Source organism: bacterium (genome assembly GCA_030697645.1).
Classification (GTDB): Bacteria; Patescibacteriota; Minisyncoccia; order Phycocordibacterales; family VMGT01; genus JAUYPI01.
Genome location: JAUYPI010000015.1, coordinates 1 through 24,377 on the forward strand (window position 1 = coordinate 1; position 24,377 = coordinate 24,377).

General features: G+C 55.6%; 23 protein-coding genes and 3 tRNA genes. 11 read left to right on the forward strand and 15 right to left on the reverse strand.

Translation table 11 applies throughout. From position 1 onward, the window contains the following. Nucleotides 1-715: 715 nt before the first annotated feature. Complete coding sequence (locus tag Q8R39_03445) at nt 716-2,410, reverse strand: hypothetical protein (GenBank protein ID MDP3735456.1); 1,695 nt, start codon at nt 2,408-2,410, stop codon at nt 716-718. Nucleotides 2,411-2,707: 297 nt separating this feature from the next. On the opposite strand from Q8R39_03445, the gene Q8R39_03450 reads away from it, so the two are divergent. The 3 genes from Q8R39_03450 to Q8R39_03460 all read left to right on the forward strand — a co-directional run bounded on the left by Q8R39_03450 (nt 2,708) and on the right by Q8R39_03460 (nt 6,280). Further along, nucleotides 2,708-2,920, forward strand: coding sequence for a hypothetical protein (locus Q8R39_03450; GenBank protein ID MDP3735457.1), 213 nt, complete (start codon nt 2,708-2,710; stop codon nt 2,918-2,920). 563 nt (nt 2,921-3,483) lie between these two features. Then, nucleotides 3,484-5,211 (forward strand): arginine--tRNA ligase, encoded by a 1,728-nt coding sequence (gene argS, locus Q8R39_03455; protein ID MDP3735458.1) that lies wholly within the window; start codon nt 3,484-3,486, stop codon nt 5,209-5,211. A 325-nt stretch (nt 5,212-5,536) separates the two neighbouring features. Further along, entirely contained in the window at nt 5,537-6,280 is a 744-nt protein-coding gene (locus Q8R39_03460) for a hypothetical protein (protein ID MDP3735459.1), read from the forward strand. A 39-nt stretch (nt 6,281-6,319) separates the two neighbouring features. On the opposite strand, the gene Q8R39_03465 is transcribed toward Q8R39_03460, so the two are convergent. From Q8R39_03465 to Q8R39_03475, 3 genes are all read right to left on the reverse strand, one after another. After that, entirely contained in the window at nt 6,320-6,808 is a 489-nt protein-coding gene (locus Q8R39_03465) for a hypothetical protein (GenBank protein ID MDP3735460.1), read from the reverse strand. Nucleotides 6,809-6,914: 106 nt separating this feature from the next. Beyond that, nucleotides 6,915-6,987, reverse strand: a tRNA-Lys gene (locus Q8R39_03470). Nucleotides 6,988-7,097: 110 nt separating this feature from the next. Beyond that, a complete protein-coding gene (locus Q8R39_03475) occupies nt 7,098-7,502 on the reverse strand; it encodes a DoxX family membrane protein (protein ID MDP3735461.1) in 405 nt (134 codons plus the stop codon). Between the two features lie 29 nt (nt 7,503-7,531). Here Q8R39_03475 and Q8R39_03480 point away from each other — a divergent pair, with 29 nt between their 5' ends. The 3 genes from Q8R39_03480 (at nt 7,532) to Q8R39_03490 (ending at nt 10,517) form a co-directional block, all read left to right on the forward strand. After that, nucleotides 7,532-8,014 (forward strand): TrmH family RNA methyltransferase, encoded by a 483-nt coding sequence (locus Q8R39_03480; protein MDP3735462.1) that lies wholly within the window; start codon nt 7,532-7,534, stop codon nt 8,012-8,014. Between the two features lie 26 nt (nt 8,015-8,040). Continuing rightward, nucleotides 8,041-9,957, forward strand: coding sequence for an HTTM domain-containing protein (locus Q8R39_03485; GenBank protein MDP3735463.1), 1,917 nt, complete (start codon nt 8,041-8,043; stop codon nt 9,955-9,957). Between the two features lie 386 nt (nt 9,958-10,343). Further along, on the forward strand, nt 10,344-10,517 hold the full coding sequence (locus Q8R39_03490) for a hypothetical protein (GenBank protein ID MDP3735464.1): 174 nt from the start codon (nt 10,344-10,346) through the stop codon (nt 10,515-10,517). Between the two features lie 269 nt (nt 10,518-10,786). Here the strand turns inward: Q8R39_03490 and Q8R39_03495 are convergent, their stop codons facing one another. The 6 genes from Q8R39_03495 to ruvA all read right to left on the reverse strand — a co-directional run bounded on the left by Q8R39_03495 (nt 10,787) and on the right by ruvA (nt 17,634). Continuing rightward, nucleotides 10,787-11,761, reverse strand: a complete 975-nt coding sequence (locus Q8R39_03495; GenBank protein MDP3735465.1) for a hypothetical protein — start codon at nt 11,759-11,761, stop codon at nt 10,787-10,789. 46 nt (nt 11,762-11,807) lie between these two features. After that, complete coding sequence (locus tag Q8R39_03500; protein ID MDP3735466.1) at nt 11,808-13,211, reverse strand: Mur ligase family protein; 1,404 nt, start codon at nt 13,209-13,211, stop codon at nt 11,808-11,810. A gap of 24 nt (nt 13,212-13,235) precedes the next feature. Continuing rightward, complete coding sequence (locus Q8R39_03505) at nt 13,236-14,228, reverse strand: ATP-binding cassette domain-containing protein (GenBank protein ID MDP3735467.1); 993 nt, start codon at nt 14,226-14,228, stop codon at nt 13,236-13,238. A gap of 2 nt (nt 14,229-14,230) precedes the next feature. Then, entirely contained in the window at nt 14,231-15,034 is an 804-nt protein-coding gene (locus tag Q8R39_03510) for an ABC-2 family transporter protein (protein MDP3735468.1), read from the reverse strand. 28 nt (nt 15,035-15,062) lie between these two features. Continuing rightward, nucleotides 15,063-16,844: an ABC transporter ATP-binding protein gene (locus Q8R39_03515; protein MDP3735469.1), complete on the reverse strand. Its 1,782-nt coding sequence runs from the start codon at nt 16,842-16,844 to the stop codon at nt 15,063-15,065. A 184-nt stretch (nt 16,845-17,028) separates the two neighbouring features. Then, entirely contained in the window at nt 17,029-17,634 is a 606-nt protein-coding gene (ruvA, locus tag Q8R39_03520) for a Holliday junction branch migration protein RuvA (protein MDP3735470.1), read from the reverse strand. 131 nt (nt 17,635-17,765) lie between these two features. Between ruvA and rpsT the strand changes: the two genes are divergently transcribed. Then, nucleotides 17,766-18,038 (forward strand): 30S ribosomal protein S20, encoded by a 273-nt coding sequence (gene rpsT, locus Q8R39_03525; protein ID MDP3735471.1) that lies wholly within the window; start codon nt 17,766-17,768, stop codon nt 18,036-18,038. A gap of 119 nt (nt 18,039-18,157) precedes the next feature. On the opposite strand, the gene Q8R39_03530 is transcribed toward rpsT, so the two are convergent. The 5 genes from Q8R39_03530 to Q8R39_03550 all read right to left on the reverse strand — a co-directional run bounded on the left by Q8R39_03530 (nt 18,158) and on the right by Q8R39_03550 (nt 20,821). Next, a tRNA-Arg gene (locus tag Q8R39_03530) sits at nt 18,158-18,232 on the reverse strand. Nucleotides 18,233-18,269: 37 nt separating this feature from the next. Further along, nucleotides 18,270-18,341: transfer RNA gene (locus Q8R39_03535), tRNA-Arg, on the reverse strand. Between the two features lie 54 nt (nt 18,342-18,395). Then, entirely contained in the window at nt 18,396-18,848 is a 453-nt protein-coding gene (locus Q8R39_03540; protein MDP3735472.1) for a hypothetical protein, read from the reverse strand. A gap of 109 nt (nt 18,849-18,957) precedes the next feature. Then, nucleotides 18,958-20,061, reverse strand: coding sequence for a queuosine salvage family protein (locus tag Q8R39_03545; GenBank protein MDP3735473.1), 1,104 nt, complete (start codon nt 20,059-20,061; stop codon nt 18,958-18,960). 109 nt (nt 20,062-20,170) lie between these two features. Then, complete coding sequence (locus Q8R39_03550; GenBank protein MDP3735474.1) at nt 20,171-20,821, reverse strand: phosphoribosyltransferase family protein; 651 nt, start codon at nt 20,819-20,821, stop codon at nt 20,171-20,173. Between the two features lie 171 nt (nt 20,822-20,992). On the opposite strand from Q8R39_03550, the gene pilM reads away from it, so the two are divergent. From pilM to Q8R39_03570, 4 genes are all read left to right on the forward strand, one after another. After that, entirely contained in the window at nt 20,993-22,198 is a 1,206-nt protein-coding gene (gene pilM, locus Q8R39_03555) for a pilus assembly protein PilM (protein ID MDP3735475.1), read from the forward strand. Between the two features lie 117 nt (nt 22,199-22,315). Further along, a complete protein-coding gene (locus Q8R39_03560) occupies nt 22,316-22,936 on the forward strand; it encodes a hypothetical protein (GenBank protein ID MDP3735476.1) in 621 nt (206 codons plus the stop codon). Nucleotides 22,937-23,096: 160 nt separating this feature from the next. Further along, nucleotides 23,097-23,717 (forward strand): hypothetical protein, encoded by a 621-nt coding sequence (locus tag Q8R39_03565; protein MDP3735477.1) that lies wholly within the window; start codon nt 23,097-23,099, stop codon nt 23,715-23,717. 193 nt (nt 23,718-23,910) lie between these two features. Further along, nucleotides 23,911-24,279 (forward strand): hypothetical protein, encoded by a 369-nt coding sequence (locus Q8R39_03570; GenBank protein ID MDP3735478.1) that lies wholly within the window; start codon nt 23,911-23,913, stop codon nt 24,277-24,279. The last annotated feature ends 98 nt before the right edge of the window (nt 24,280-24,377 follow it).

Sequence of the window (24,377 nt, forward strand, 5' to 3'; positions counted from 1 at the left end):
AGAAATCTACCGTACGATCTGGAAGTACAACTATACCAGAATCCATTCCGCGCTCAAGATGCCGCCGAGAGAGTTTGCAAACAAGTTCGCCGCCGGTAGAATGACGTTACAAAGAGTGTCTTAAGAACGGGGTCCACTCCATCTTACGAAGTAACATACCCGGGCGTTGATCAACAGACCGGATCAGCAAAAGTAAGAGATTCAAGACGAATATCCGACATAAAACAGATTCAACTGGCGTTAGAGCTGTATTATGACGGGACCAGTTCATATCCACAAACAAACGGATGGGAAAATGCGCTGCAAGCTAAAGGGGTAATACCAATAGCGCCGAAAGACCCCGCGGGAAGTACGTCGTATTATTACCAGGCATGCACTACGAGCGATGTTGTAAAAAATTATTGTTTGGCGGCGAGGTTGGAAGATTCGAGTAATTCCGCTCTTGCCAACGATAATGATTCTAACCCCGACGGCTGTACATGCCCGACGGCGGACCCAAACTTTAATGTGACATCTGTTTTTTAACGCACCAGTCGTTGGCTTAGCCAGCGGTTTATGCTTGTAAATCTCAAAATCTATCGAAGTCTGACTTCAAGACAATAGTGAAGGACACCCATCCCCTATAAAAAAAGTACAGCGCTGAGACACCGTGGGTGTCTCAGCGCTGTTTTTTCGTCTGCGGCGCCTTGATACTGTATAGCGTGGCGCGAGAATTTTAGGCCCCTCTCTCGCTCCGAAGCGCCTCATAGAGCTCTATGTTTTGTCGGAACATGCGATCGGTACTCCACCGCTCTTCGGCTGCAAACTTTGCCTTAAGTGCTTTGTCGTACCATGCGCTGGGGTTTTCCACGAACATACGATGTACCTCGGAAAGTCTTATGCGGAGCTCCTCAGCGTCAAACGAGTCTTGGTCGAAGTCGCCGACGCCGTTTGAGCCGAACGGAAACCACGTTTCCGGATCGGCTTCAAGATACCAGCCATCCGGCGTGGACAAACTGAGCGTTCCGTCCATTGCGCCGCCCATCCCCCATGTGCCACATGCCTCATACGGCGCTCGTGGTGTTTTGATACAGAGGTGGAGACCCCGCTTTGCCGCGCGCATCATGTCGAGCTCGTAGCCAGGGACAACCGCTATGCGCGGTTCTTCCCTCGAGAGCGCGTACCATTCATTCCACGCCTGTATCATCTTCTCGTCATCGGGGTGTGGTTTCCCGGCGACGAAAAGCCGCGCGCGCTTTTCTTTGAGGAAGCGAACGAGCCACCCCTTGTCCGCGCGAAGGAGCTCGGGACGTTTATACGCCGCAAACCGGCTGCACCAGCCGAGAGTAAACGCTTCACCGTCTTCCTCGCGCTCACTCCAGCACCGCCCGCCGGTCCATCGCCGCACTTCGTGCGCAAACCAGATGACGTGCGCTCTCTTTACGCGCTCAAGCCCCTCTGCGCCCAATACAGCGCAGAAATCAGGATGTTGCCAGTCGCCGCGGTGTTGGCCGTTCGTAATGTATGTGAACGGTGCGTCAGTTTCTACCGCAGAGAGGAGCTTGTGCGCGATGCCGAAATGTCGCCGCGAGACGGCCTTGGTTATTCCGGCAAGGTAGCGCCCTACCTCGGCCATTTTGAAATGATCGTATTCATCGGTGCAGCCGACTGCACGCAGGAGGACTTCATCATATCCGGAGAGCCAGCGCACATGCCGAAGACTATACTCAGGGTTGCCATCTTTCACCGGCGTGTGCGTCGTGAAGAGTACCCGGGAGCGCACCTGCTCGAGCGCTTTTTTAAACTGTTCCGTCCCGGGAGCCGCGCTTCGGCATGCTTCTCTCATGAGCTCGACGGCGGTAAAGACGGCGTGGCTCTCTTGGACGTCATAGAGAGCGACATCGATCTCGAGCGCGCGTGGCGCGAGTACCGCGCCTACGCCGAGAATAAGCGAGTGCGCGACCTTCCGGTCCATGTTTGTCCCTTGGACCCGGGCGCCGCCATAGAGGCCCATGGTATTCGTGCGCCCGATGCTCCCTTCGGCTGGGTTTTCGTTTTCTGCAATATCCGTGTCGAGGAAAAGAATGCGGCAGTTGCCGAACACATCTTCCCGTAATTCTCGAACCGCGACATACACCGGCTTTCCTCCAATGGGGATGTTCAGCCGTACCCGAGTATCATGCAATACATGCTCGAGATAGCGTCTGTCGTGGTGTACCACCATTTCATTCCCTGAGACATCCTGCCGGTAGTAGCCCGTCCGAGGTAGTATGGTCACCGCTAGCGTCGGATACCCCATTTCGTATGCCGTGCGCACATGTCCTCCGGAGAGTACGCCAAGCCCGCCGGTGTATGTGAGCAGCGACTGATCAAGAGCGATTTCCGGCGTGACGTATACGACCACGCCGCTCCGCTGCTTAGTTTTAGACATTTCAAAGTCCTCCGCTTTGCTGTTGTGCCTTTCGGCTCTCTGTTCGAGAGTTGCTGCAATACGGTCACAGCCATTTCCACCCTCGAGTTTCCAAAAGATTTCTGCAGTAAGAGTAGCCTGTTTTTTGGTTTTTGTTAAACGCGCGACGATTTTTGATCGACAGACTTATCCACCGTGCGTACTTTGGGTAGGCGATGATGGTGCTATACTACTGGCTAGACAACGATCGCTTCGGTGCGATTGAAGGCGAAACAAGCCGTCGCGATCGAATACAAAACAGAGAGGAGGTGATTAAGCATGTTTGAGAAAGCTGGCCAATGGGTGAGCACCATCGGCGGGGGCGTGTGGGGTATTGTTTTAGCCCTGACCGCGCTCTGGGTTCTGTTCGGCCCAATCCAGAAGGTAGCGCTTGACTTCGGCGTTTACCTCCAGGGTAACTGGCAAGGGCTCCTGACCGCCGCGGTTATTCTGCTGGTTGTTGACAAGGTTTTCAGGAGTGGGGGAAGCTGATAGTCCGGTTCCCCATTTATGGAACAGGCCGCGCCTTACACCGTACGGGTGTTGGTCGGAGCTGTAGCTGGTGGTGTGTTGCTATTGGCACACCGGCTGGTCGACAGCGCGTTTTACGGTTAGGTAACGAGAAGGAGAAGGAGGCCCGAGCCTCCTAAATGTGGCGTAGTTTTCCTCACGCCGGCAGACCCAATCGTACTGCGTGCTTTCAGCAGTAAAGTGCGCGATGCGACGTTCGGGTTTTCATAGACCTGCTACAGTTTTTCGATCCTCTCAATAGAAGAAGGTAGACTCCGTGTAGGTTCTCGATCTTACACGCACCCCTCTTATCCCCCACCGCACATCTGTCACAGAGATAGAGCGGTGGGGCTTTTTTATAAAAGCGAAAAGCGCAAAGAGAAAAACAACAGTGTAAAGAGCAAAACGAATTTCCAAATTCCAAAAAACCCGTCTCCAAACAAATCACCATACTCAAAATTTGAAATTTGTTTGGAGATTGTTGGTTGGAGCTTGGAATTTTTTTGATGTACCTTTGCCCCCTCGCTCGTGGTACCATGACCTTGATGGAGATACGGGAAAAACTTTTGGCGCTGATCGCCGCGGTGCTCCATCGGTGTGGCGCCGGGGAAAACACGTTTTCGCTCGAACATCCGGCGGATGTCTCGCGTGGCGACTACGCAACGAACGCGGCGCTTATTGCGGCAGGGCAGCTCGGGAAGTCGCCGCGAGAGATTGCGACGCAGCTTGCCGTGGCGCTTGAAGATCGGAAGCCCGTTGAGATTGAGCGAATCGAGGTTGCAGGACATGGTTTTATAAATTTTTTTCTCTCGCAGCAATTTTTTGCTTCGAGCGTCACGCGCGTGCTCGAGGCGGGTGAGCGGTTCGGCAGAAACGAAACTCTGGTCGGCAAAAAAGTGATGGTCGAGTATACTGACCCGAATCCGTTCAAGGTCTTCCATATCGGGCACCTGATGACGAACGTGATCGGCGAGTCAATCGCGCGAGTATTTGAATTTTCCGGCGCCGAGGTCAAGCGCGCGAATTACCAAGGCGACGTCGGCCTTCACGTCGCAAAGGCGATCTGGGGGATGCAGAGTAAGGCGGGTGAGTGCCCCGAGGAGAGCGCGCCGCTCTCCGAACGCACGGCCTACCTCGGAGTGGCCTATGTGCTCGGGGCCGCGGCGTATGAGGAGGACGCGGACGCGAAACATGAGATACAGCATCTCAATCGAAAGATATATGATCGTTCCGACACAGAGATAAACCGACTGTACGATGCCGGGCGGCAGTGGTCGCTCGACCATTTCGAGGAGTTGTATGCGAAACTCGGAACAAAATTTGATTACTATTTCTTTGAGTCCGAGGTGGCGGGCCCGGGGAAGCAGCTCGTCGAGGAGTACAAGGCGCGCGGCGTCTTCGAGGAGAGCGATGGGGCGACCATCTTTCGCGGCGAGAGAGAAGGTCTCCACACGAGGGTATTTTTGACACGCGATGGTTTGCCGACGTATGAAGCAAAAGAGCTCGCGCTTGCAGAGATGAAGTACGAGAAATATCCCTATGGCCAGTCGGTTATCGTGACGGCAAACGAAATCACCGAATACTTTAGGGTCCTTCTTGCTGCGATGGCAAAAATATTTCCCGACCTTGCGTCGAGGACGCATCACATTACGCACGGCATGTTGCGTCTTGCAACAGGCAAAATGTCCTCCCGTACGGGCACGGTCATCACCGGTGAGTCGCTGATCGAGGACTCGATCGCGCTTGCACGCGAGAAAATGCGCGTGAGCGATGTGCTCGCGGGGGAGGAGCGTGAGGCGGTCGCCGAGGCAGTAGGCGTCGGCGCGCTCAAGTACGCGATCTTGCGGCAGAATCGGAGCCGCGACATCATCTACGACGCCGAAAAATCATTTTCTCTCGAAGGAGATTCGGGACCGTACCTCCAATACGCCTATGTTCGCGCGTGCTCGGTCATGGAGAAAGCGCGACAGGCGAGCATCGAATACAATAATCCACTTTCCACTTTCCACTTTCCACCCTCTCCGCTCGACCGCCTTCTTTATCAATTCCCCGAAGTTGTCTCGCACGCGCTCGAGGAGTACGAACCACACCACGTTACCACCTACCTCACCGAACTTGCAGCGAGTTTCAACAGCTTTTACGCGAGCCACACGATCATTGACCCCGACAATCCGGAGCTCTCGAGCTACCGACTCTCTCTCACCGCCGCCGTCGCGCAGGTCCTCAAAAACGGCCTCTCCCTCCTCGGCATCAGAGCGCCGGAGTGGATGTAAGCGCTGTAAGGAGATATGGGACTGTTTGGCTCCATGCTCAAGAACATCAAGATGGTAAATTACGAAATCCGAGACTCCGATGTCCCCCGCCGTGCGAAAATTCCAAGCTCCAAAAAACAAGCTCCAAACAAATCACAATACTCAAAATCCAATTTCCAAACACGGACTGCGGCGTGTTTGTGATTTGAGATTTGAATCATTGGAACTTGTTTGGAAATTGTTGGTTGGAGATTGGAGCTTCGTCGTGGTTGATATCGGATGTCTCCGTCGGCAATTTTGTAATCTCAGATCAAGAAAAATCGAGACTATTTATTTTTCGTTCTGAATGCTGTATTTCATTTTTGGTGAAAACGTGGACGCTTCGCTCGCGCGCAAGCGCGAGCTGCTTCAGACGCTTCGGACCAAGCGGCCGAGCGCGCACGAGGTGCGCCTTGAAGGCGAGGAGGTGACGGATGATCGCCTCGTGGAGCTCTGCGGTGCGCGGGGGCTTTTTGAGGCGAAGACCATTGTGGTGCTTGACGGCGCGTGTGAGAGCGCGGCGAGCCGTGAGGCGCTCGTCGCTGCTGCTCCGCTACTTGAGAGTTCCGAGAACGCGTTTGTCGTTTTCGAGCGCGGCGCGGTCGACGCGGCGACCGCGAAGGTGCTTGTGGCTGTGGCGGTAAAGACGTTTCGGAGTCCAGCCCCTTCCGTGGAAGGGGCTGGACGCGGGCGGCGTGACTACGACCCCGCCCTCTTTGCGCTCGCGGACGCGCTCGGAGAGCGCGACAAAAAAGCGCTTTGGGTACGCTACGCTCGCGCGCGGCTTATCGAAGGAAAGGCACCGGAGGAGATTCACAACATACTCTGCTGGCAAGCGCGGGCAATGTTAGCCGCAAGCGCTTCCTCAAGCGCAGACGAGGCCGGCCTCAAGCCATTCGTTTTCAGTAAGTCAAAGCGCTATGCCGCGCGCTTCAAGCCGGAAGAGCTCCGCTCTCTTGCCGGAGATCTCGTCGGACTCTACCACGACGCCCGCCGCGGCATCGAGGAACTCGACTCCGCGCTCGAGCGGTTTATTCTCTCCTTGGTCTGAAAGATCGCTACATAGTTTCATCCGCGCTCTTCCTTCATTTCACTTTGTAAAAATGGTGGTGATATATGCTGCTATAATCGCAAGGACAATAGGCACCAAGAAGCTCCATATCGTTTTAGGTAACCAGCTTTCTCGTTTGTCCAGAATAAATTGTCGTTTGAGCTGGAGCTGTGTTTTTTGCACATTAAGAAATTCAATATCCTCGCCTTCAATGAAGTCTTCAATACTGGCAGAATAGTATTCCTTGAGATTAAAGATGCGGTACGGCTTTTCGTGTTCAATTTCTAACAATCTTTCCTCAATAGCTTTCAGTGAGGCGGGTCCCTTGTATTTGAATATATTTTGTTCCTTTGATTCTATTTCCATACATAATGTGATGACAACGCGAAGAGTACTCGTCCAGCGGGTTATCAACAGATGCGCATTCGATACGGTGCAGGTGCGTCGTGCACGCGGCCGATAAGAGGCCGTTTTTCTTTTATCGCAGCGCGTCACAATACGCTCTCTGCCCAAACCGCTTGAGGCCATCAAAAATTGCGCGAGGGAAGTCCGCGCGATTCACGCGAGGTTCGAACCTCAGAAGTCGTTGCCGCGTAAGGATTTCGGGGAATTTTATGGAACGAGTCCAATAGTGTCCGCCCCCCGGGACTCGGACCCGGAACCGTGACCTTAAAAGGGTCCCGCTCTACCAATTGAGCTAGGGGCGGAAATATGCAATTTTAGCGTATAGCGTTTAGCTTGCAGGCGCAAGACTAACGAGGAGTTCATGGTTCGTCATTAGTGCGGCCGATGCGTATTGCGTATGGGTGCTGCACGCTTAGAGCGGCAGGTCGAAAGCGAAGAACCCCGCGCCCGAGAAAAGGAGGGAGAGGGAGATGGCAAAAAGCAGGAGATAGAAGGGAAGCGTGCGGGCGAGCGCATCGGGAGCGAGGAGTTCGATGACGAGCTCGGCGAGGAGAAAGAGCGCAAGCACGAGCGCGGCAACCTGTGTAAGGAGACCAGTAAGAAGTAGCGCACCGCCGACGATCTCGATTGCCGCGAACAGTATGAGGAGGCCGCGCGCGGGTTTCAATCGCAGAGCTGTGAGCGAGCGCATCCAACGCCCCCTCTCGCGATGGAGTTTGAGTACGCCGAGGTTGAGAAATATGAGCCCTGCGGTAAGGCGCAGGAGTGCCGGTGCGACAAGCGCAAAGTCGAGGAGATCAGGAAACGGGTTGAGCATACGAAAAGTGTAGCATACGATAGTTACTGATGCATACGTACGTAATTTTGCATAATATACGGAGTGCGTACAACGTCGGTTCGATTTTTCGCACCGCAGAGAGCGCGGGCGTAGCACGTATTTTTCTCACTGGCTACACGCCGACACCGACCGATCGCTTCGGGAGAGCGCGTGGGGACTTGGCAAAAGTCGCGCTTGGTGCCGAGCGGATGGTGAGCTGGGAGCGCCATGTGCGCCTCGCGCCGCTTTTGGGGCGGCTCAAGAGCGAAGGCGTCGCGCTCGTTGCTGTCGAGCAGGCGCCACAGGCACAAGACTATCGCTCGTTTCGCGTTTGTGGACCGACGGTGTTTATTTTCGGCAACGAGGTCCGCGGACTCTCGACAAGCGCGCTTGCGCTCGCGGATACGGTACTCGAAATCCCCATGCGTGGCAGGAAAGAGTCGCTCAATGTCGCCGTTGCGGCAGGGGTCGTTTTGTTTTCGTGCATGGAGAGAGTGGAGGGTGGAAAGTAGAGAGTAGAAAGTATTAGAATGGATGTATGAGTTTTTTTGTTCCCTACTGGTCGCGATTCAAGGAAATTTTCTCTCTCGACCTTCGCTCCCTCGCGCTCTTTCGCGTGAGCTTTGCGACGCTGATCCTCTTCGACCTCGCGGGGCGGGCGCAAGGGCTCCTCGCGCACTATACTGACCTTGGTGTTTTTCCTCGTGAGGTTGCGCTTCGATGGTATCACGAGCCCTTCTTTCTTTCGCTTCATTTTCTCGACGGGTCGTGGGAGGCGCAGGCGGTGCTTTTTGTCATCGCGGCGGTGTTTGCTCTGATGCTCCTCGTCGGCTACAAGACGCGCGTGGCCACGATCGCCTCCTGGCTTCTTTTGATTTCACTTCAGACGAGGAACCCGTTGATTCTCCAAGGGGGAGACATCTTCATGCGCGCCACGCTTTTCTTCGCGATGTTTCTCCCGTGGGGCGCGCGGTACAGCGTGGACTGCGTGCGAAGGTCGTCGTCCGTAAGTGGCGAGCGCCATGCTTCAGTATGGACTGCGGGTTTCATGATCCAGGTCGCTGCGGTCTATGTCTTTGCGGGTTTGGTTAAAACTAGCGTCGAGTGGACACGAGAAGGGTCGGCGATCTACTACGCATTGAGCATCGATCAGTTTACGAGGCCGTTCGGGTACTTTTTACTCCAGTTTCCCGATCTTCTGCGGCTGCTCACGTTCGCGACGCTTCTCTTCGAGCTCTTCGGGCCGCTGCTTTTGTTCGCTCCGGTATTTACGCGTCAGCTGCGTTTTGCTGCGGTCGCGGGGTTCATCGCGATGCATCTCGGGTTCATGGCGAGCATGCGGCTCGGGCCGTTCCCCTGGATCGGGATAATCACTATGCTCGCGCTCTTGCCCTCTTTCGTGTGGGACTTCGCTTCGCGCCACGCTCGAGCGCGACAGCGCGCGGGGCTCACGATATACTACGACGGCGAGTGCGGCTTTTGCGCCTCGCTCTCCCGCTACCTGAAGACATTTTTGCTTCTCGCTCCTGCACGGCTCCTCGTGGCTGCGACTGACGAGCGCGCGGCTCGCGAGATGGCAGAGCATAATTCCTGGGTTGTCGTTGACGCGGACGGGAGGCGGCACTTTGTGTTCGATGGAGTTGTCGCGGTTATTCGGGCGTCGCCAATCATTTGGTTTCTGGCGCCGATGCTCACATTGCCGCCAGTCTCCGCACTCGGGGAATGGCTCTACGTGCGGGTGGCTCGGAGGCGAAGGAATATATGCATACCCGCGACATTGGCGGCCATGGCTGCAGAACGGCCGCGGCGCTCGATGGTGTCCGCGGGCTCTCGCGCGATGAGTGCCGCATGCGGGCTCCTTTTTATTGGGATCGTTTTGGCGTGGAATATAGACGAACTGCCGCAGGCCTCGTTTTCTCTGCCGCATGCGGCGCGTGATGTCGCGCACCTCACACGCCTCGATCAGCGATGGGCAATGTTCTCACCGCCGCTCCGCGAGGACGGTTGGTATGTCATCGTCGGCACGCTTGAGGGCGGGCAGAGCGTAGATCTCCTACGCGGCGGCGCCGCGGTATCGTATGAAAAGCCGCGCTCTGTCGCCGCGATGTACCCGACCGAACGGTGGCGGAAGTACCTCATGAATCTCTACCTTGGGGATTTTGCTATCTATCGGCAGCACTACGGTTCCTACCTTTGTTACACATGGAATCGCGCGCACCAGGGAGCGGAGCGTGTTGCTTTGATCGACATAGCGTTCATGTCCGAGATGACGCTCGCGAACTATGAGCGTGCAGTGCCCGAGCGAAAATCGCTCTGGATCTACGATTGCAGGGCGCCGCTCGGGGTGGCATCGGAGGTACCCACACCGAACGAGGAGCCGTCTCCGTCTTTTGACGAACCCTCTGACGAGCCCTCGCCGACAACCGGCGTGCCGCTTCCGTATCCGACGCTTTGAAAGGAAAAGAGTAATGCCCTGCAGCCGAAGCTACAGGGCATCAAAGCCGTAAACCGAAAGGGGTTGGGCACTACATGTTCATCGGTAGCTCCTTAACATTATTTTCTGATAAGTGGTTTCAGGATTAACTTGAAACCGAGCCTAAGGAGGAAGAACACTAAACCGTAATAGAAGAGCATGGTGAGCAAGGGCTCAAGCTCCCCGACAAGGCCGCGTACTACTTGAGTAATCGTGCCCGGCGCGAAGTGGCGTATCAGCGCTAGTGTTGTAATGGCGAGTACTGTTAGTACAAAGCGCCGGGGTGTGCCGAAGAAAAATCTCGACCATGCCTTCGCCCTTGATCTTCGTCGCGTTGCCACGAAAAGTCTCCTCTACTTTCCGCTTGGTTGTTTTGTCCGATCGGAGATCTCCTTTCCGACGGCGGTAGTGCCATCAGGGAGAATCTCCAGGACGATCCGCTTCTTGCGCGGCTGATTCTTGCCCAGTACGACGCGGATAATAACTTCCAGCTCCTCGTACTCACGGGGATCATCAGGCTTGCTCATATCGAGTCCTCATAGGTGGTGCGGCTGGAAATAAGGAGGCGGCTTATGTGTCCTCGTCAACGCTGGGATTCTTTTTTTGAATGCCACGACGAGGTCTCGGCACACTCCCTTTTTCCCAATAAAGGGCTTCAAGAGCATCTTGAAGTCGAGAATGAGAAAGAGGAATACTAAACCGCAATAGAAGAGCATGCGGAGCAAAGGCCCCAGCTCTCCTCCTATGCCGTGGAAAGAATCACGGATATGCGTCTAAAAATAGACTAGCATACTTTCTAAATCGTGTCAATTTAATAGACCACCAGGTCCACGAGTTTTCCGTCCGAATCGCGGAGCTCAATCACCTCGCGCTTTTCTTTCCACAACTCCTCGTCGCGGCCGAGGTAAAGACGCCAGTCGTCTTTGAAAAAGTTTTCTTCTCCGCGGTGGCGCTCGACGCAGGCGTCATAATTCGCCGTCTTGACGATAAATTCCTGACAGGCAGGGGAGAGGGTTGGCGGGATCGAGACTGGCACGGTGCACTCGCCGACGCGCTCGATATAGTCGAGGCAGGCGTCCTCAAGCGATGAGGCACCGTAGGCACGGGCTTCCGGGCGGTGCGACGGCGGGAGCGGCTCATTCTTGATACGCGGGCATTCACGAGAGAGCGAGGGCGTAAAATTTTGGAACTGCTCAAAGTAGCCGGTGCAGATGTTCGGGAGGAACGACATGCCATTCGGCGAGCGGCCAGTGAGGATATAGGCGCGCTCCCCCGGCGCGAGGGCGATTGGCGCCGTGACATTGACGCGGCCGAGCAAGGGAATACGCACCGCCTCGCCGATGACGATGCTCCGCCCGGTGATTGGGCTCGTGAGCGTCCAGCCGGTGACCGGCGCAGGCACGAGCGCATTGCGCGAGCGGCGGAGCTCAAGATACTCGCGCACAGGTTCGCTCGCGCGTGCGTGCGCGAGCTCAAGCGTAACCTCTCCGTGAAATGGGGAGTATCGGGCTTCCTCCTCAAGCCGCGCCACTACCTCTTCGACTTTTCGCACTTCCTCGCGGATGCGCTCAAGCTCGCGCGCGATCTCCTCTTTTGTGCGCTGCTTCGGCGGTTTGTCTGCCGAGGCCGGAGTCCCCGAAGCATCATCGCGCGCGGTCGGCACGCCAAGCGTCTGCTGCTGGTTCAGAAAAAGCCCTCCACCCGGCCCGCGTGCTGGCCCGCCTCCTGCAAACCAGATGAGGCCGAAGAGGAGAAACATGCCGATAACCCACCCGAATTCATTCATGCCGGTATTGTATCCTAAAACTAAACAGCTGTGCGACTTCTATTTCTCACCGAAGTCGCGCAAGTTCCTGCCGCACCACCGCGGCATCGCTCCACGCCACTTTTGTGCCACGTGGGCCGCAGATTGAGGGGTCGGAGCCCTTGCCGGTGATGACGACGACGTCGCCGCGCCGTGCTATGCCGAGTGCGGTGCGGATGGCAAGGTGGCGGTCGATAATTATCTGGGGACTGGTAATTGGTAACTGGTTACCGGGGACTCGTAACTGGTCACTAGTAACTGGGAATTTGTTGTTTATCGCCCCTGACTTGATTTCTTCGATTATTTTTTCTGGCGGCTCATCATATGAATCTTCATCGGTGAGAATGATACTGTCGCAATACTCCGCCGCGATGCGTCCCATCTCCGGCCGCTTCCACTTGTCCCGCCCCCCACCGGTAGCCCCTAACACGCAGATGAGTTTTTTCGTATCGTCGTTCGACGTTTTGAATTTTTGAATTTTTGAATTTGGAATTTGTTTGAAAATTGAAAATTGAAAATTGAAAATTGATTCCCTGAGAAACTGGTACACGGCCCTCAGGGAATCGGGCGTATGCGCATAATCCACGATAACGTCAAATGTTTGTCCTTCTCGTATATATTCCATCCGGCCGGGCACTCCGGCGAACGAGGCGATGGCGCATGCGATGATCTCCGTCTCGATGCTGATGCCTTTCGCGAGGGTTGCTGCGGCGAGGATGTTTGAGAGGTTGAAGACGCCGACGAGCGGCGAGGTTATGAGGTGGCCGTCAAATGTAAAGGCGATGCCGTCGTTTTTAATCTCATACGGCTCGGCGTCTTTGAGCGAATATGGGCAGGGTCGTGCTGGGCTGGCCCCGTTCGAAGCAGCGCTTCTAACGGCGCGGACGGCGGCGAGGAAGAGTGAGCCCGCTTCGTCGTCTGCATTCGCGACCATTACCCTCTGCCGCTTTGGCGAGTTCGCGAGCGAACGCGCGATCGAGAGCTTTGCGTCGCGGTACGCCTCGTATGATCCGTGCGATTCGATGTGCTCGGGTGCGAGATTGGTGAAGACGAGCGCGTCGAGCGCGAGGAAGCGGTGGCGGTGCTGCGCTGCTCCTTCGGAGGTCATTTCGATCACCGCGTGCGTTGCACCACGCGAAAGCGCGCGGCGTAAAAATCGTTGAAGAAAAAACCTGCCCGGCATCGTCATTCGCGAGAGGTTACGCTCCTCCCACGAGCTGATTTTGAATCGCACGCCGTTTGCGAGCGCGACCGTATACCCCGCCTCCTCCAAAATCGCCGTGATGAGCTCAGAGACAGTCGTTTTTCCCTTCGTGCCGGTAATGCCAATCACCGTGAGCGAGCGGGCGGGGAAGCGATACAGCGCTGCGCCGACAAGGGCCAAGAGGTAATGATAGGCGCGGCACAGGGGGCGTGGGATATAATGTGGCATAAATAGTAAACCCGGAGGGTTCGTTTAGGAGCGTGCGTGCGCGTTTTGGAAAATTTGTCGGATCACGTCGTCTATATTCGGCTCGTCTATCAGGATGTCGTCAACGGGCAGGCCGGAGGAGAGAAGCGCTGAGGCAACCGCAGTCGCTTCACTCCGTGGCACGCTCACGATTGAGTGGAATGGACTCTGATAGTCGACCTCGCCGTAGCGGGCGAGTTCTCCATGGGAAGCGCCCCCCTGATTAAAGGTTATAGTGAGTACCTTGTGCGTGGCGTATTTATTGATAAGCGCCTTGAGTGGTCCGTCATAGATGATGCGCCCAAGGTTTATGATGATTATACGCTCGCAGAGCTCCTTGATGTCTTCCATGTAGTGCGAGGTTAGCAGTATCGTTGTCTTTTGTTGGCGGTTATATTTTTTGATGAATTCGCGCATATTCTGTTGCGCGACGACATCAAGGCCGATGGTAGGCTCGTCGAGGAACAGGACTCGTGGATTGTGGAGCAGTGCGGCGATGAGCTCGCATTTCATGCGCTGTCCGAGCGAGAGTTTTCGTGTTTGTACATGGAGGATGTCGCGGACGTCGAGCGTCGCAACAAGCTCGTCCAAATTTGCCCGAAACGTCGCGTCGTCCAGCTCATAAATCGCCTGATTCAGCACGAATCCTTCGTATGCAGGCAAGTCTTCCCAAAGCTGACTTTTCTGCCCCATGACGAGAGCGAATTGTTTTTGGAAGACTTTTTCACGTCGTCTCGGCTCGTAACCGAGCACAGAAAGTCGGCCGCTCGTCGGGTGAATGAGTCCCGAGAGCATTTTGAGGGTCGTGGTTTTGCCTGCGCCGTTTGGTCCGAGGAAACCGACGAGCTCGCCTTCTTCAATAGAGAACGAAATGGTATCGACCGCACGCGCCTCTTCGGTTTTTCTATTAATGAGCGCACTGAGCGACCCCACGACGCCGGGGTCTTTTTTGTAGAATGTATATGTGCGCGAGAGATTGTCTACGGATATGACAGGCATGGTTAGATTCCGATACTTTCGTATCGTTTTAAGCCACATCTCCAGACGAGCGCAATGACGCCATAGAGCGCGATGATCCACACCACCTCGACAACGAGTCCCTTCAGGCCGAGGGAGAGGTCGATCTTTTTGAGGTACAGTTGCGCGGGAATAAAGAAAGAGTACCCGAACGGAAGCAGGAAGCTTATATTGACGAATGTCGCCGGGAGGAGGTTCAATGGAAAGTAGCTTCCGGCGAAGAAACGTTTAATGCGAGAAATACTCGCAGAAACACCGTCCGTTTCATCCGTCCAAAACGCAATGAGGCCTATGAGGTATGCGATCATGAATTCTATGACAAAAGCGAAGATCGCCATCGTGGTGATCACCACAAGATATGCAAGGTTAGTGTTGATGGCGATCGTGTTGAGGAAGAAGAGCATGACTATAAGTTGGCTCGCGACCGACATCAAGGTCGCCAGGCTTGCGAACCCCCGAACAAAGTTTGCGCCGAGGTAGCTCACTGGCTGCAGCAAGTATACGGACAGCCGCCCTCGCTTGATGTCATTCGCGATGCGGTCTTCGGCGAAACTCCGAACGACCATGTTGAAGAGGTTGCCGATCAGGAAATACGTAACCATTTCTTGATAGGTAAAATCGCGGAGTAGTGGCTCGCCGCTTGCGCTGAAGATTGCCGACCATAACACGAGCACCAGGAGCATTTCCGCGATCTCGCCGACGCGGTACGCGACGATGGTAAAGCGGTAGGTAAGCCCGCGCTGCCAGTTCGCCTTGATGAGCGCGAGATATTTGTTGGGGACGGCCATATTTTCATTTTTCCACTTATTTTTTCACTTATGCGATGAACCCGCTCACTTGGTGTGTCCAAAGCGTATAATAGATGCCCTTGCGCGCGAGCAGCGCGTCGTGTGTCCCGTCCTCTGTGACGACGCCCTTCTCAAGCACGATGATGCGATCCATTTTTTGAATGGTACTCAGGCGGTGTGCAATGACGACCGTCGTTTTTCCCTGCATGAGTTCGGCGAATGCGTCTTGGATGTAGCGCTCGCTTAGGCTGTCGAGTGAGCTGGTCGCTTCGTCGAGGAGGAGAATCGGCGCATTTTTAAGCATAGCGCGGGCAATGGCCACCCGTTGACGTTCGCCGCCGGAGAGCTTCACGCCGCGCTCACCAACAAGTGTCTCGTACTCCAGAGGAAACGCGCTCACAAAGTCGTGCGCGTGGGCTTTTTTTGCCGCTTCGATGACTTCCGATTCGCTCGCACCGGGCTTGCCGTAGGCGATGTTCTCGCCGAGACTCCGGTGGAAGAGGATAGGGTCTTGCGGTACGTAGGAGATGGCAGCGCGGAGGTCATCCTGTTTGAGCCGCCGGACGTCCTGGCCGTCTACGAGGACTGCGCCCTCCTCTACATCCGCGAAGCGGAGGATGAGTTTCGTGATCGTGGTTTTGCCGGCGCCCGAGTGGCCGACGATGCCGACCTTTTCTCCTGCCCGAATCTTGAGAGAAAAATCGGAGAAGATTTTTTGCTTATGATACGCAAATGTCACGCGGTCGAATACGATCTCGCCCCCGGCGATATGGAATTCTTCCGGCGCGTCGGGATCGCTAATGTCCGATTTTTTTTCGAACACCTCGACAAGTTCTGATGCGTTTGAGAGCGTTCTGGTGAAGCGGCTTATCGAATTTCCGAGAAACCAGAGACTGTTAAAAATTCTGCCGAAGTAGAGCTGTACGAGTACCACGGTTCCCGTCGAAAGGGCGCCCGCAAGCCAGAAGCGGATTGAAAGATACATACCGACGATCTCAAGGAGCATCATGAGCGTCCCCTGTGCCGCGTACATGACGATCTCAAAATTCCATGCTTGACGCCGTGCTTCTTCTTGGCGGCCGGTGTAGACCGTAAATGCGTCATACTCACGTCTGCTCGACGCGAACATTTTTATATTGAGAATGTTCGTAATCACATCCGCGATGCGGCCGGTCACCTTTGAATCTTCCGCTGCCTCGGCGAGATCATACGGGCGTTGTTTTCGGATAAACAATAAAACGATCGCGATGAATGCGACGCTCCACAGAAAGAAGAAAATCGCTATTCCCGGCGATGCTTGGAAAAGCACCACCAGTACCACAACGAGAAGCAGGCCGTTCATCCAGAAGTTGAAGGCGAATACTTCTTGCATGTTTTGAAATGCGTCTATATAACGGCGCGTGCTCGCGACGAGCGAGCCGACGAACGTGTTGCTGAAAAAACTATACGAATGCCGGGTGATCCGCACGAATGCGTCATTCGCAAGCGCCCGGATTATCTTGCGCTGCGATTTCCAAAGCAGGTAGTCCGCCAGGCGATAGGCGATATTGCTTGCCACGGCGGCTATCACAACAAAAAAGAGCAGGTGAAAAAGCGTCTGCGCGATCGCTGACTTCTCCGGCTCGCTTGATATGGCGTCTATGAGTCTGCGGTAGAGGACCGGCGTGACTCCGTTCGAGATGAGCGTTCCGGTCGCATAGAAAGAGAGAGCCGAAAAAAACGACCAGCGGTATTTTTTCATCTGGAGCCAGTAGTAGTGTATGATGGTGCGAAAACGCACGCCACCTTTTTGTTTTTTAGTTTGTGCCATGGTGTTACGGTCGGGAGCCTAAGGCTCCTCGCCCAAATAACTTTACGAACCTCGCGCTCACTGCGCATTCACCTGCGGCTCGTGCTCAATCACGAAATCCTCGTCGTACAACCAGTACGCCTACGGTTTCGTTCATTGCGCGCCAAGCCACATCTGAACGCACATTGAACACGAGTTCCGCAAATTATTTTGGCGAGGAGCCTAAGGTCTTGAGCGCCGCCTTGATCCTCTCGCTCGTGTCTGCGGTGCTTGGCGGCATTTTTTTGAGTGCTTCCCGTGCCTCACGGGCGCTGTAGCCGAGGGTGGTGAGGGCGTCAATGACATCGCCGTAGTCCTCGCCCGCGCTATCCGCCTCGCGTGCGCTTGCGAGCGAGTCGCGGAGTTCGAGCACGATTTTTTGGGCCGTCTTTTTGCCGATGCCGGAGACCTTGGTGAGGTAGGAAGTGTCGCCGCGCGCAATCGCGCTCCGCAGGGTCTCGACCGGCGCGAGGTCGAGGATCGCAAGAGCGGATTTTGGCCCGATGCCGGAGACCGATATGAGCCGCTCGAAGAGCGAGAGTTCGTCGCGCTCACGGAAGCCGAAGAGCTCGAGCGCGTCATCTCGCACCACAAGGTGCGTCCAGAGGGAGACCTCGCCGCGCGCGGCGCCGTGCCCTGCGCTCCCTGGTGCGGGACGGAGTGCCGCGCGCGCGTCGGCGCCCACGCGCACGCGGTAGCCGACGCCATGAACGTCGAGAATAATGGCGTGATCCTCAACGAGGACAATCGAGCCGGTGAGTCGACCAATCATAGCGCCATGATAGCGCCCTTGATTTTTTTCGCAAATTTGTGTAGAAAGTAGAAAGTGGAGAGTAGAAAGTAGGACGACGTTCGTCGTCTACAATCTACCCTCTACCTTCCACTCTCTACTCTCTAAGAACCATGCCTATTACCAAATCAGCCCAAAAGGCCCATCGCAGCTCGCTTCGGAAGCGAGTGTTCAACCGTCGCCGCAAAGATGCGATGCGCGTGGGGATCAAGCGCGTGCGCTTGTCTATCGTGGTGGGGAAGCGAGAGGAAGGCGCGGCGTTCATCCCCGCGGCTTACAGCGCGATTGATAAGGCGGCAAAGCGCGGCGTCATTAAGAAAAACACCGCAGCGCGGAAAAAAGCGCGACTCATGGCGGCGTTACATCGAATCGGCCCTAAAACCTAACCCCTAAAACCTAGAGCCTAACGCCAGAAGGTAAAGGTGTCGGTGACGAAATAACGAATGCACGAGAGAGCAAACATCAAAACAGCGCGGTATAGACCGCGCTGTTTTGATGTTTGTCGTGGTGCCCCCACGAGGAATCGAACCCCGATCTCGAGCTCCGGAAGCTCACGTTTTGTCCATTAAACTATGGGGGCGCGCGCTCGCTTCTTCTCGAGCAGATTTTGCTCCGTATCCCCCCGAGAGGAATCGAACCTCTGTTTTGAGATCCGCAATCTCATGTCCTGTCCATTGAACGACGAGGGGTAATGTGTGCGAGGAGTATAGCAGGGTGGCGGTCAGTATGCCATCCGTGGGCGCCTAGAATCCAACCCAGCTCATAAGCCGCGCCGAGAGTGGTTCTTCGAGGGCCTCTTCGATGAGGTGGCGGCGGAGGAGACTGCGCGCGGGATCAAGATGCTCGTGCGGCAGGGGGATAGTGAGGTGGGGCGTGAAGAGCTTGTGCGGGCGCATGATGAGTTTTGGCGGCTCGCCGCTGGTTAATCCAAAGGCGTCAAATGCACTGTAGGGATAGAGCGTGTCGTCGAGCGAGATGCCGCGATCACCGAGCTCGAAGCGCCGCAGGCGAGGAGCTCGCGAGGCGATGAGTCCGAGCGAGACCGCGCTGATGACGATGAGTATCGCGAGCAGCACGTTTTGAAACATGAGGGCGGCCACCGTGAGTGCCGCGGCGAGGATGCCGAGCGCCCAATACCAGTCGGCGCCGTGTTCGCGCGCTTCGTATTCATACTCATCCCAGGTGATCGGCTGCATACTCTATAAAGTCTAGCGCGTTTGGTATTTTGGAACAAAGGAAAACCCCGCCGCAAGGTCGCGCGGCGGGGTTTGAGGAACATGAGGCTCTGGCAGGGCAGCATCTTCCTTAATAGAAAAGAGTTCTAAAAACTGGCTGGAACAGGCTGGTGTCTTTCCGACACGCGACCCGGAAGTCACAGCTCGGGCAATTGGGCTCCACGAGCTCGGGGCAGTAGGAACGTGCTCGCCAAAGCGCGTGATCCACAAATGCCATCACACGCCTTAGACGTGGGAGCCGGGCTCGCACAATCGTGGCAAGCGTATGGACGGCCTGATATGTCGCCCGGCGGATCGCTTCCTCGATCGTTGCGGTGACAAAGAGTCGGGCACTATTTGCGGTGCGGAGTACTTTCGCGAGTAGCACCATGCCGCTCCTGAGGCAGACGCGCATGATGTGGTAGTCAATGATCGGCCGCAGGTCTTCCCTCTCTGCCGGGACGAGAAAACGCTCGGGCCGCGAAATCATCTCCATCGCAAAGAGCCCGATTTTTTTTTGGAGCGGGTCCTCCCAAAAACCGGGGACCCACGAGAAGAGCCGATACAATGCTGCGAGCGGCTGTGCAGCGAGGTTTGCGACTTCGATCATTTTTTTCGGGCTGTTGAGGCCCGACAGTGCGGCACGAAAGTATGCGCCATAGCGGTGCGTGAGCGCGACGCGTGCCTCGATGTCAGGAAACGGCATGGGACCAAGATCATCCGAGAGGAGATGCTGGATCGCAACGCCGCTCATGTGCGCGAGGCGGTAGGGCTCGAAGATGCCGCGGTCGCGGTCAAATTCCTGTTTGAGTGCCGCGAAGAGCAAGGCTGACCCGCGGTACTCTTTGCCTCTGATGTGGCCGGTGATGGGACTCTCATAGCGGCCGTCGCTTGCATACCAAAACCCGTGGTTTTGAACACAGCTGAATGCGAAAAAGTTTACTGCCTCACTGTCGCCTAGCCCCGGGAAGAGGTCGGCGGCGTAGGTGCGGACGCCATTTTTCTCGGAGCTGTGAAAGTCCATGCCGCCGCCGCTCTCCGGTATCGGCATCGAGCACAAGACATTTGCAATTTTTTCAATCCGTCGCGGGTTGGTTCGCGCGAGCATGGGTATCTCCTTGTGGACCGGAACGTCTTGGGTGTTCGATTCTGATGAGACAATAGCCGATTTTTCACCTTCTGACAACCCGCGCATGAAATTTACAATAACCCACGATCATAAATTAGTGTCAAATGTTACGCGATTTCGTGCTTCGGGTTTCGACACATGTGCTTACTGCTTGTTGCATAGTGCTTGCTGCTCGCTAGTGCGCGAACGCAACGCATATGACACGACGCACTCCAGCGGCGCGGAGCGCGCGGCGGGCTTCAGCGAGTGTGGCGCCGGTGGTGGTGACGTCGTCGAGGACGATCACATCGCGGCCGCGGACCGAGGCAGCAGAACGCACAGCAAAACTGCCGACGACATTTCGGAGTCGCTCGGCGCGGTCTCTGAGCGTGGTTTGCGGTTTTGTGTCGCGAATTTTGTACAGCGTGTGTGGCGTGTGCGTACACATTTCGCCGAGGAGCGAGGCAGTACGCGAGGCGAGAAGTGCGAGGGGGTCGCCACGCTCCCTTGCGCGCCTCGGTGAGGCGGGGATTGAGACGATGAGCGGTTGCGAGAGCGCGCCGAAGAGCGCGCGCTCCGCGATCTCCTCGGCGAGCACAGCGGCAAGGCACTCCGCAGCGAGCGCGATCGCCCTCGGCGAGGTGCGGTACTTCATTTCCCAGACGAGTCGCCGTACGAGCGGATCGCGGTACGCGAAGAGCGCTTCAATATCAGCGCCGATCTTCTCTGCGCGCGGAGAGAGCTTCAAGAGTGCTTCGGCTGTGAGAGATCGGAGAGATCGACTTGCCGCTCTCGGCGGGGCGAGCACGTCGAGTGTGTGCTCGGCGAGGGCATGAAGAACAGCCACAGCGCGTTGGACTTTTCCCCACAGAGGCGCGTTTTTCTTTTGCCGCGTTTTTGCAGCGGATGGTATACTAGATGGTATCACGGCAGCTCGAGCGGGGAGCGAGCAGAGGACAGACGGCGCACCCGCGGTACCTTATTATACTCCGCGGGGAGGGCATAAACCCGAAACACCATGACGTTCGGCGACTTACTTAGAACGCTGATGAAGGTCGTACGACGGCCGGTCTTTGGCACGCGTGGGCCGAGCGTTCTCGGAATAGACTTCGGCACTTCCTCACTCAAGGTCGTGCAGGCGTATAAACAAGGCGGCAAGGCAATGCTTGAGACGTATGGGGCTGTCGCGCTTGGACCCTACGGCGGTGTCGAGGTCGGGCAAGCGACGCGTCTTAGTCCCGAGCAGGCGGCAGCGGCCCTTACAGACCTCTTCCGGGAGGCAAATGTAACGACGCGCCAGTGCGCAGTCGCGATCCCGCTCTCGGCGAGCCTCGTCTCGTTTATGCAACTGCCCGAGGTCTCCGAGAATGAGCTCACTACGATGGTGCCACTCGAGGCGCGTAAGTACATCCCGGTACCGCTCTCTGAGGTCTCGCTCGACTGGATGATCGTACCGGAGGTGCCCGCCGCGGGGGACCGGGCAGGGGGCGTTCAAGAGGGTGGCGCGTTTGGAGACAGTGACGCTCACACGCCCCGCTCGGCTTCGGGCGGGGCGAGAGAGGCAGAACGACGTAGTGCCGAACGCGTGGGTGTGCTTGTGGTCGCCATTCACAACGAGGAGCTTGCACTCTACCGCGCGATTGGGAGAGCCGCCGCGCTCGCTGTGCATTTTGTGGAAGTGGAGATTTTTAGCGCGGTGCGCGCGGTACTCCGACAGGGGATGGAGGTGGTGCTCGTGGTTGACGTCGGCGGACACACCACAAAGATGTATCTTGTGGAACGCGGTATAGTGAAGGGTACGCACAGTATCAATCGCGGCTCGCAGCACATTACTGAGGCGCTCGCGCGTTCTCTCGGGATCCCCCTTACTGAGGCCGAGGAGCTGAAGCGGAGTGGCAAGATTGCGGAGAAGATGGGCGCTCGTACGCTCGAGGAGCTCGTGCCGACCCAGGTAGACCTTATTTTTGCAGAGATACGACGGCTTTTGATTCAGTATCAGCACCGCTCTCTGAGGGTTGTCTCGCACGCGATTTTTATCGGCGGCGGTGCGCTTCTTCCCGGTTTCCTCGATCGGGCGCGCGCGGTACTGCCGACCGAGGTCTCGCTCGGCGATCCGTTCCAGAAGCTCGAGGCGCCGGCGTTCCTTGAGGACGTGCTGCGACAGGCAGGGCCGGAGTTTGCGGTGGCCACGGGCTTGGCTCTCCGTGCGCTGGCGGAACAGTAGCTCAAAAATTTTCAATTATCAATTTTATAATTTTTAATCAATTTTCAATTACTCAATTTTCAAACACGACGTCGTCCGTTATTGAAAATTGAAAATTGTAAATTGAAAATTATCACCATGGACACTCGCTTCAAAACCACATTTATGTCGAAGCAGCCGATCATGGCGGCGTCGCAAAAGAGACATCGAACGCTCGGCCCGAGCGCCGATCTCCTCGGCATTGTCGTTTCCGGCATATTCGTCCTCGCGTTTCTCTTTGCTGCTGGCACGTTTCTCTACGAGCGTTTGTCGATCCGCCGCGTCGTCGTGCTGGAAAAAACACTCGCGGAGGCACGCGAGGCATTCGAACCTGCGGTGATCGAGGAGCTCAAGCGCGACGACGCGCGAATGAAGGCGGCCGAGGTGCTCGTTGCAGGTCACCGGGCAGCGACGCCGCTTTTTCGAGTTCTTGAGGACGAGACTCTTCGAAGTGTGCAGTACAGCTCGTTTGCCTATACGGTAGAGGGCGGGCCTGGGGGGAAACTCAAGCTCGATGGTAGAGCGCGAGGATTCCGTTCTGTTGCGCTCCAGGCAGATACCTTCGGTAGTCAGCCAGACCTGATCAATCCGGTATTTTCGAACCTCGATCAGGATGTGAAAACAGGGTTCGCGACGTTTGATTTCGAAGCACAAATCGGGAAGAGGCTTATGGATTATGGAGCGATGATTGAGAGTGAGGAGGGCGCTGGAAGGCAGTGACCGTTTCTTATGAAAGTGCATGTTTTGTAGAATGGCTCGAACTGCCTCAATTATCAATGTTCAATTTTAAATTTTCAATCAATTTTCAATTACCAAATTTTCAAACACGACGTCGTCCGTTATTGAAAATTGAAAATTGTAAATTGAAAATTAATAATCCATGAAGCCATTTATTTCCATTCTTATATTCGCCCTCAGTGTTGCCGTGGTGGTGTTCTATATCAAGCCAGCGTTGCCACGGATTAAGGCGCTCCGGCAGGATATCTTTTTTTTGGAGGATACGCTTGAGAGCGCGCGCGAGCTTCAGAGTGTGCGCGACAAGCTCCTCGCGAAGTATAACAGCTTCCCGCCGGATGATATTGAGCGGCTGCATAAGCTCCTGCCGGACAATGTTGATAATGTCCGCTTGATTATTGACATAGATGAGATGGCGAGCCGCTACGGCCTCACGATTCAGGATATAAACATTAAGCAGCAACAAGAATCGCGCGTGCGCACCGCCGGAGCGGCGGACGAGGAAGCGGAGGACTTTGGAACGAGTGCGCGCACGGCACGTGAAATGTCGGAGGCGGCGGAAGGACTCGTTGAGCCGAAGCTCTCATTCCTCACGCTTTCATTTAGTGTGGTTGCGTCCTACGAGCGGTTTCTCGCCTTCCTCCGTGACATGGAGCGGAGTCTGCGGATTGTTGACGTCACCGAGCTTTCGTTCGAGTCGGGCAAAGACGCCGCGACCAAGGGGCACCTGTTTAAGGTGGCGGTGAAGACGTACTGGCTGCAATAGTATGAAAATTTTCAATTTTCAATTTTGCAATTTTCAATCAATTTCCAAGTACTCAATTTTCAAACACGACGCCGTTCGTCATTAAGTCATTGCAGCATTGAAAATTTATTGAAAATTGTAAATTGAAAATTATGAACACCGGCGCTTGGTTTGACATTTGAGTTTGCTCCAATTTCGGATTTTAATTTGTTGTATGGCTCTCGTAAAAAAATATTGGCTCGCACTTGTGGTAACCGCTGTCCTCGGCGCGGGTGCTCTGGCGTACACACTGTTCCGTTCTTCCGAGGTCACCGAGCTCGCATCGAGCGAGTCGAAGGATCCGGTTGTCGCCGCGCAGAGCGCCGAGACGCTCGAACTTTTGAGCAACCTCAAAAGATTGAGCTTTGACGAGGCGCTCTTCCGCGATCCACGCTTCAGAAGCCTTATTGATTTTAGCGTTGAGCTCACGCCGGAGCCCAAGGGGAGGCGCAACCCCTTTTTGCCGTTTAGCGACGAGGGTGGCGGCGCGGCGGGCACCAGCACGTCCGCTCTGGTAGCAACGTCTACACGCTCTCTCCCATGAGCGGCGGGAACAGCGCTGTAGCATAAGAAGTGTAAAACGCAAAGCGAAAAGCGAAAAACAACAGCACAAAATTTCAAGCTCCAACCAACAAGCTCCAA

Bases quoted from the DNA above. Each gene is read 5' to 3' on its own strand.
- Q8R39_03445 (MDP3735456.1), bottom strand. From the start codon at position 2,410: ATGTCTAAAACTAAGCAGCGGAGCGGCGTGGTCGTATACGTCACGCCG.
- Q8R39_03450 (MDP3735457.1), top strand. From the start codon at position 2,708: ATGTTTGAGAAAGCTGGCCAATGGGTGAGCACCATCGGCGGGGGCGTG.
- argS (MDP3735458.1), top strand. From the start codon at position 3,484: ATGGAGATACGGGAAAAACTTTTGGCGCTGATCGCCGCGGTGCTCCAT.
- Q8R39_03460 (MDP3735459.1), top strand. From the start codon at position 5,537: ATGCTGTATTTCATTTTTGGTGAAAACGTGGACGCTTCGCTCGCGCGC.
- Q8R39_03465 (MDP3735460.1), bottom strand. From the start codon at position 6,808: ATGGCCTCAAGCGGTTTGGGCAGAGAGCGTATTGTGACGCGCTGCGAT.
- Q8R39_03475 (MDP3735461.1), bottom strand. From the start codon at position 7,502: ATGCTCAACCCGTTTCCTGATCTCCTCGACTTTGCGCTTGTCGCACCG.
- Q8R39_03480 (MDP3735462.1), top strand. From the start codon at position 7,532: ATGCATACGTACGTAATTTTGCATAATATACGGAGTGCGTACAACGTC.
- Q8R39_03485 (MDP3735463.1), top strand. From the start codon at position 8,041: ATGAGTTTTTTTGTTCCCTACTGGTCGCGATTCAAGGAAATTTTCTCT.
- Q8R39_03495 (MDP3735465.1), bottom strand. From the start codon at position 11,761: ATGAATGAATTCGGGTGGGTTATCGGCATGTTTCTCCTCTTCGGCCTC.
- Q8R39_03500 (MDP3735466.1), bottom strand. From the start codon at position 13,211: ATGCCACATTATATCCCACGCCCCCTGTGCCGCGCCTATCATTACCTC.
- Q8R39_03505 (MDP3735467.1), bottom strand. From the start codon at position 14,228: ATGCCTGTCATATCCGTAGACAATCTCTCGCGCACATATACATTCTAC.
- Q8R39_03510 (MDP3735468.1), bottom strand. From the start codon at position 15,034: ATGGCCGTCCCCAACAAATATCTCGCGCTCATCAAGGCGAACTGGCAG.
- Q8R39_03515 (MDP3735469.1), bottom strand. From the start codon at position 16,844: ATGGCACAAACTAAAAAACAAAAAGGTGGCGTGCGTTTTCGCACCATC.
- ruvA (MDP3735470.1), bottom strand. From the start codon at position 17,634: ATGATTGGTCGACTCACCGGCTCGATTGTCCTCGTTGAGGATCACGCC.
- rpsT (MDP3735471.1), top strand. From the start codon at position 17,766: ATGCCTATTACCAAATCAGCCCAAAAGGCCCATCGCAGCTCGCTTCGG.
- Q8R39_03540 (MDP3735472.1), bottom strand. From the start codon at position 18,848: ATGCAGCCGATCACCTGGGATGAGTATGAATACGAAGCGCGCGAACAC.
- Q8R39_03545 (MDP3735473.1), bottom strand. From the start codon at position 20,061: ATGCGCGGGTTGTCAGAAGGTGAAAAATCGGCTATTGTCTCATCAGAA.
- pilM (MDP3735475.1), top strand. From the start codon at position 20,993: ATGACGTTCGGCGACTTACTTAGAACGCTGATGAAGGTCGTACGACGG.
- Q8R39_03560 (MDP3735476.1), top strand. From the start codon at position 22,316: ATGGACACTCGCTTCAAAACCACATTTATGTCGAAGCAGCCGATCATG.
- Q8R39_03565 (MDP3735477.1), top strand. From the start codon at position 23,097: ATGAAGCCATTTATTTCCATTCTTATATTCGCCCTCAGTGTTGCCGTG.
- Q8R39_03570 (MDP3735478.1), top strand. From the start codon at position 23,911: ATGGCTCTCGTAAAAAAATATTGGCTCGCACTTGTGGTAACCGCTGTC.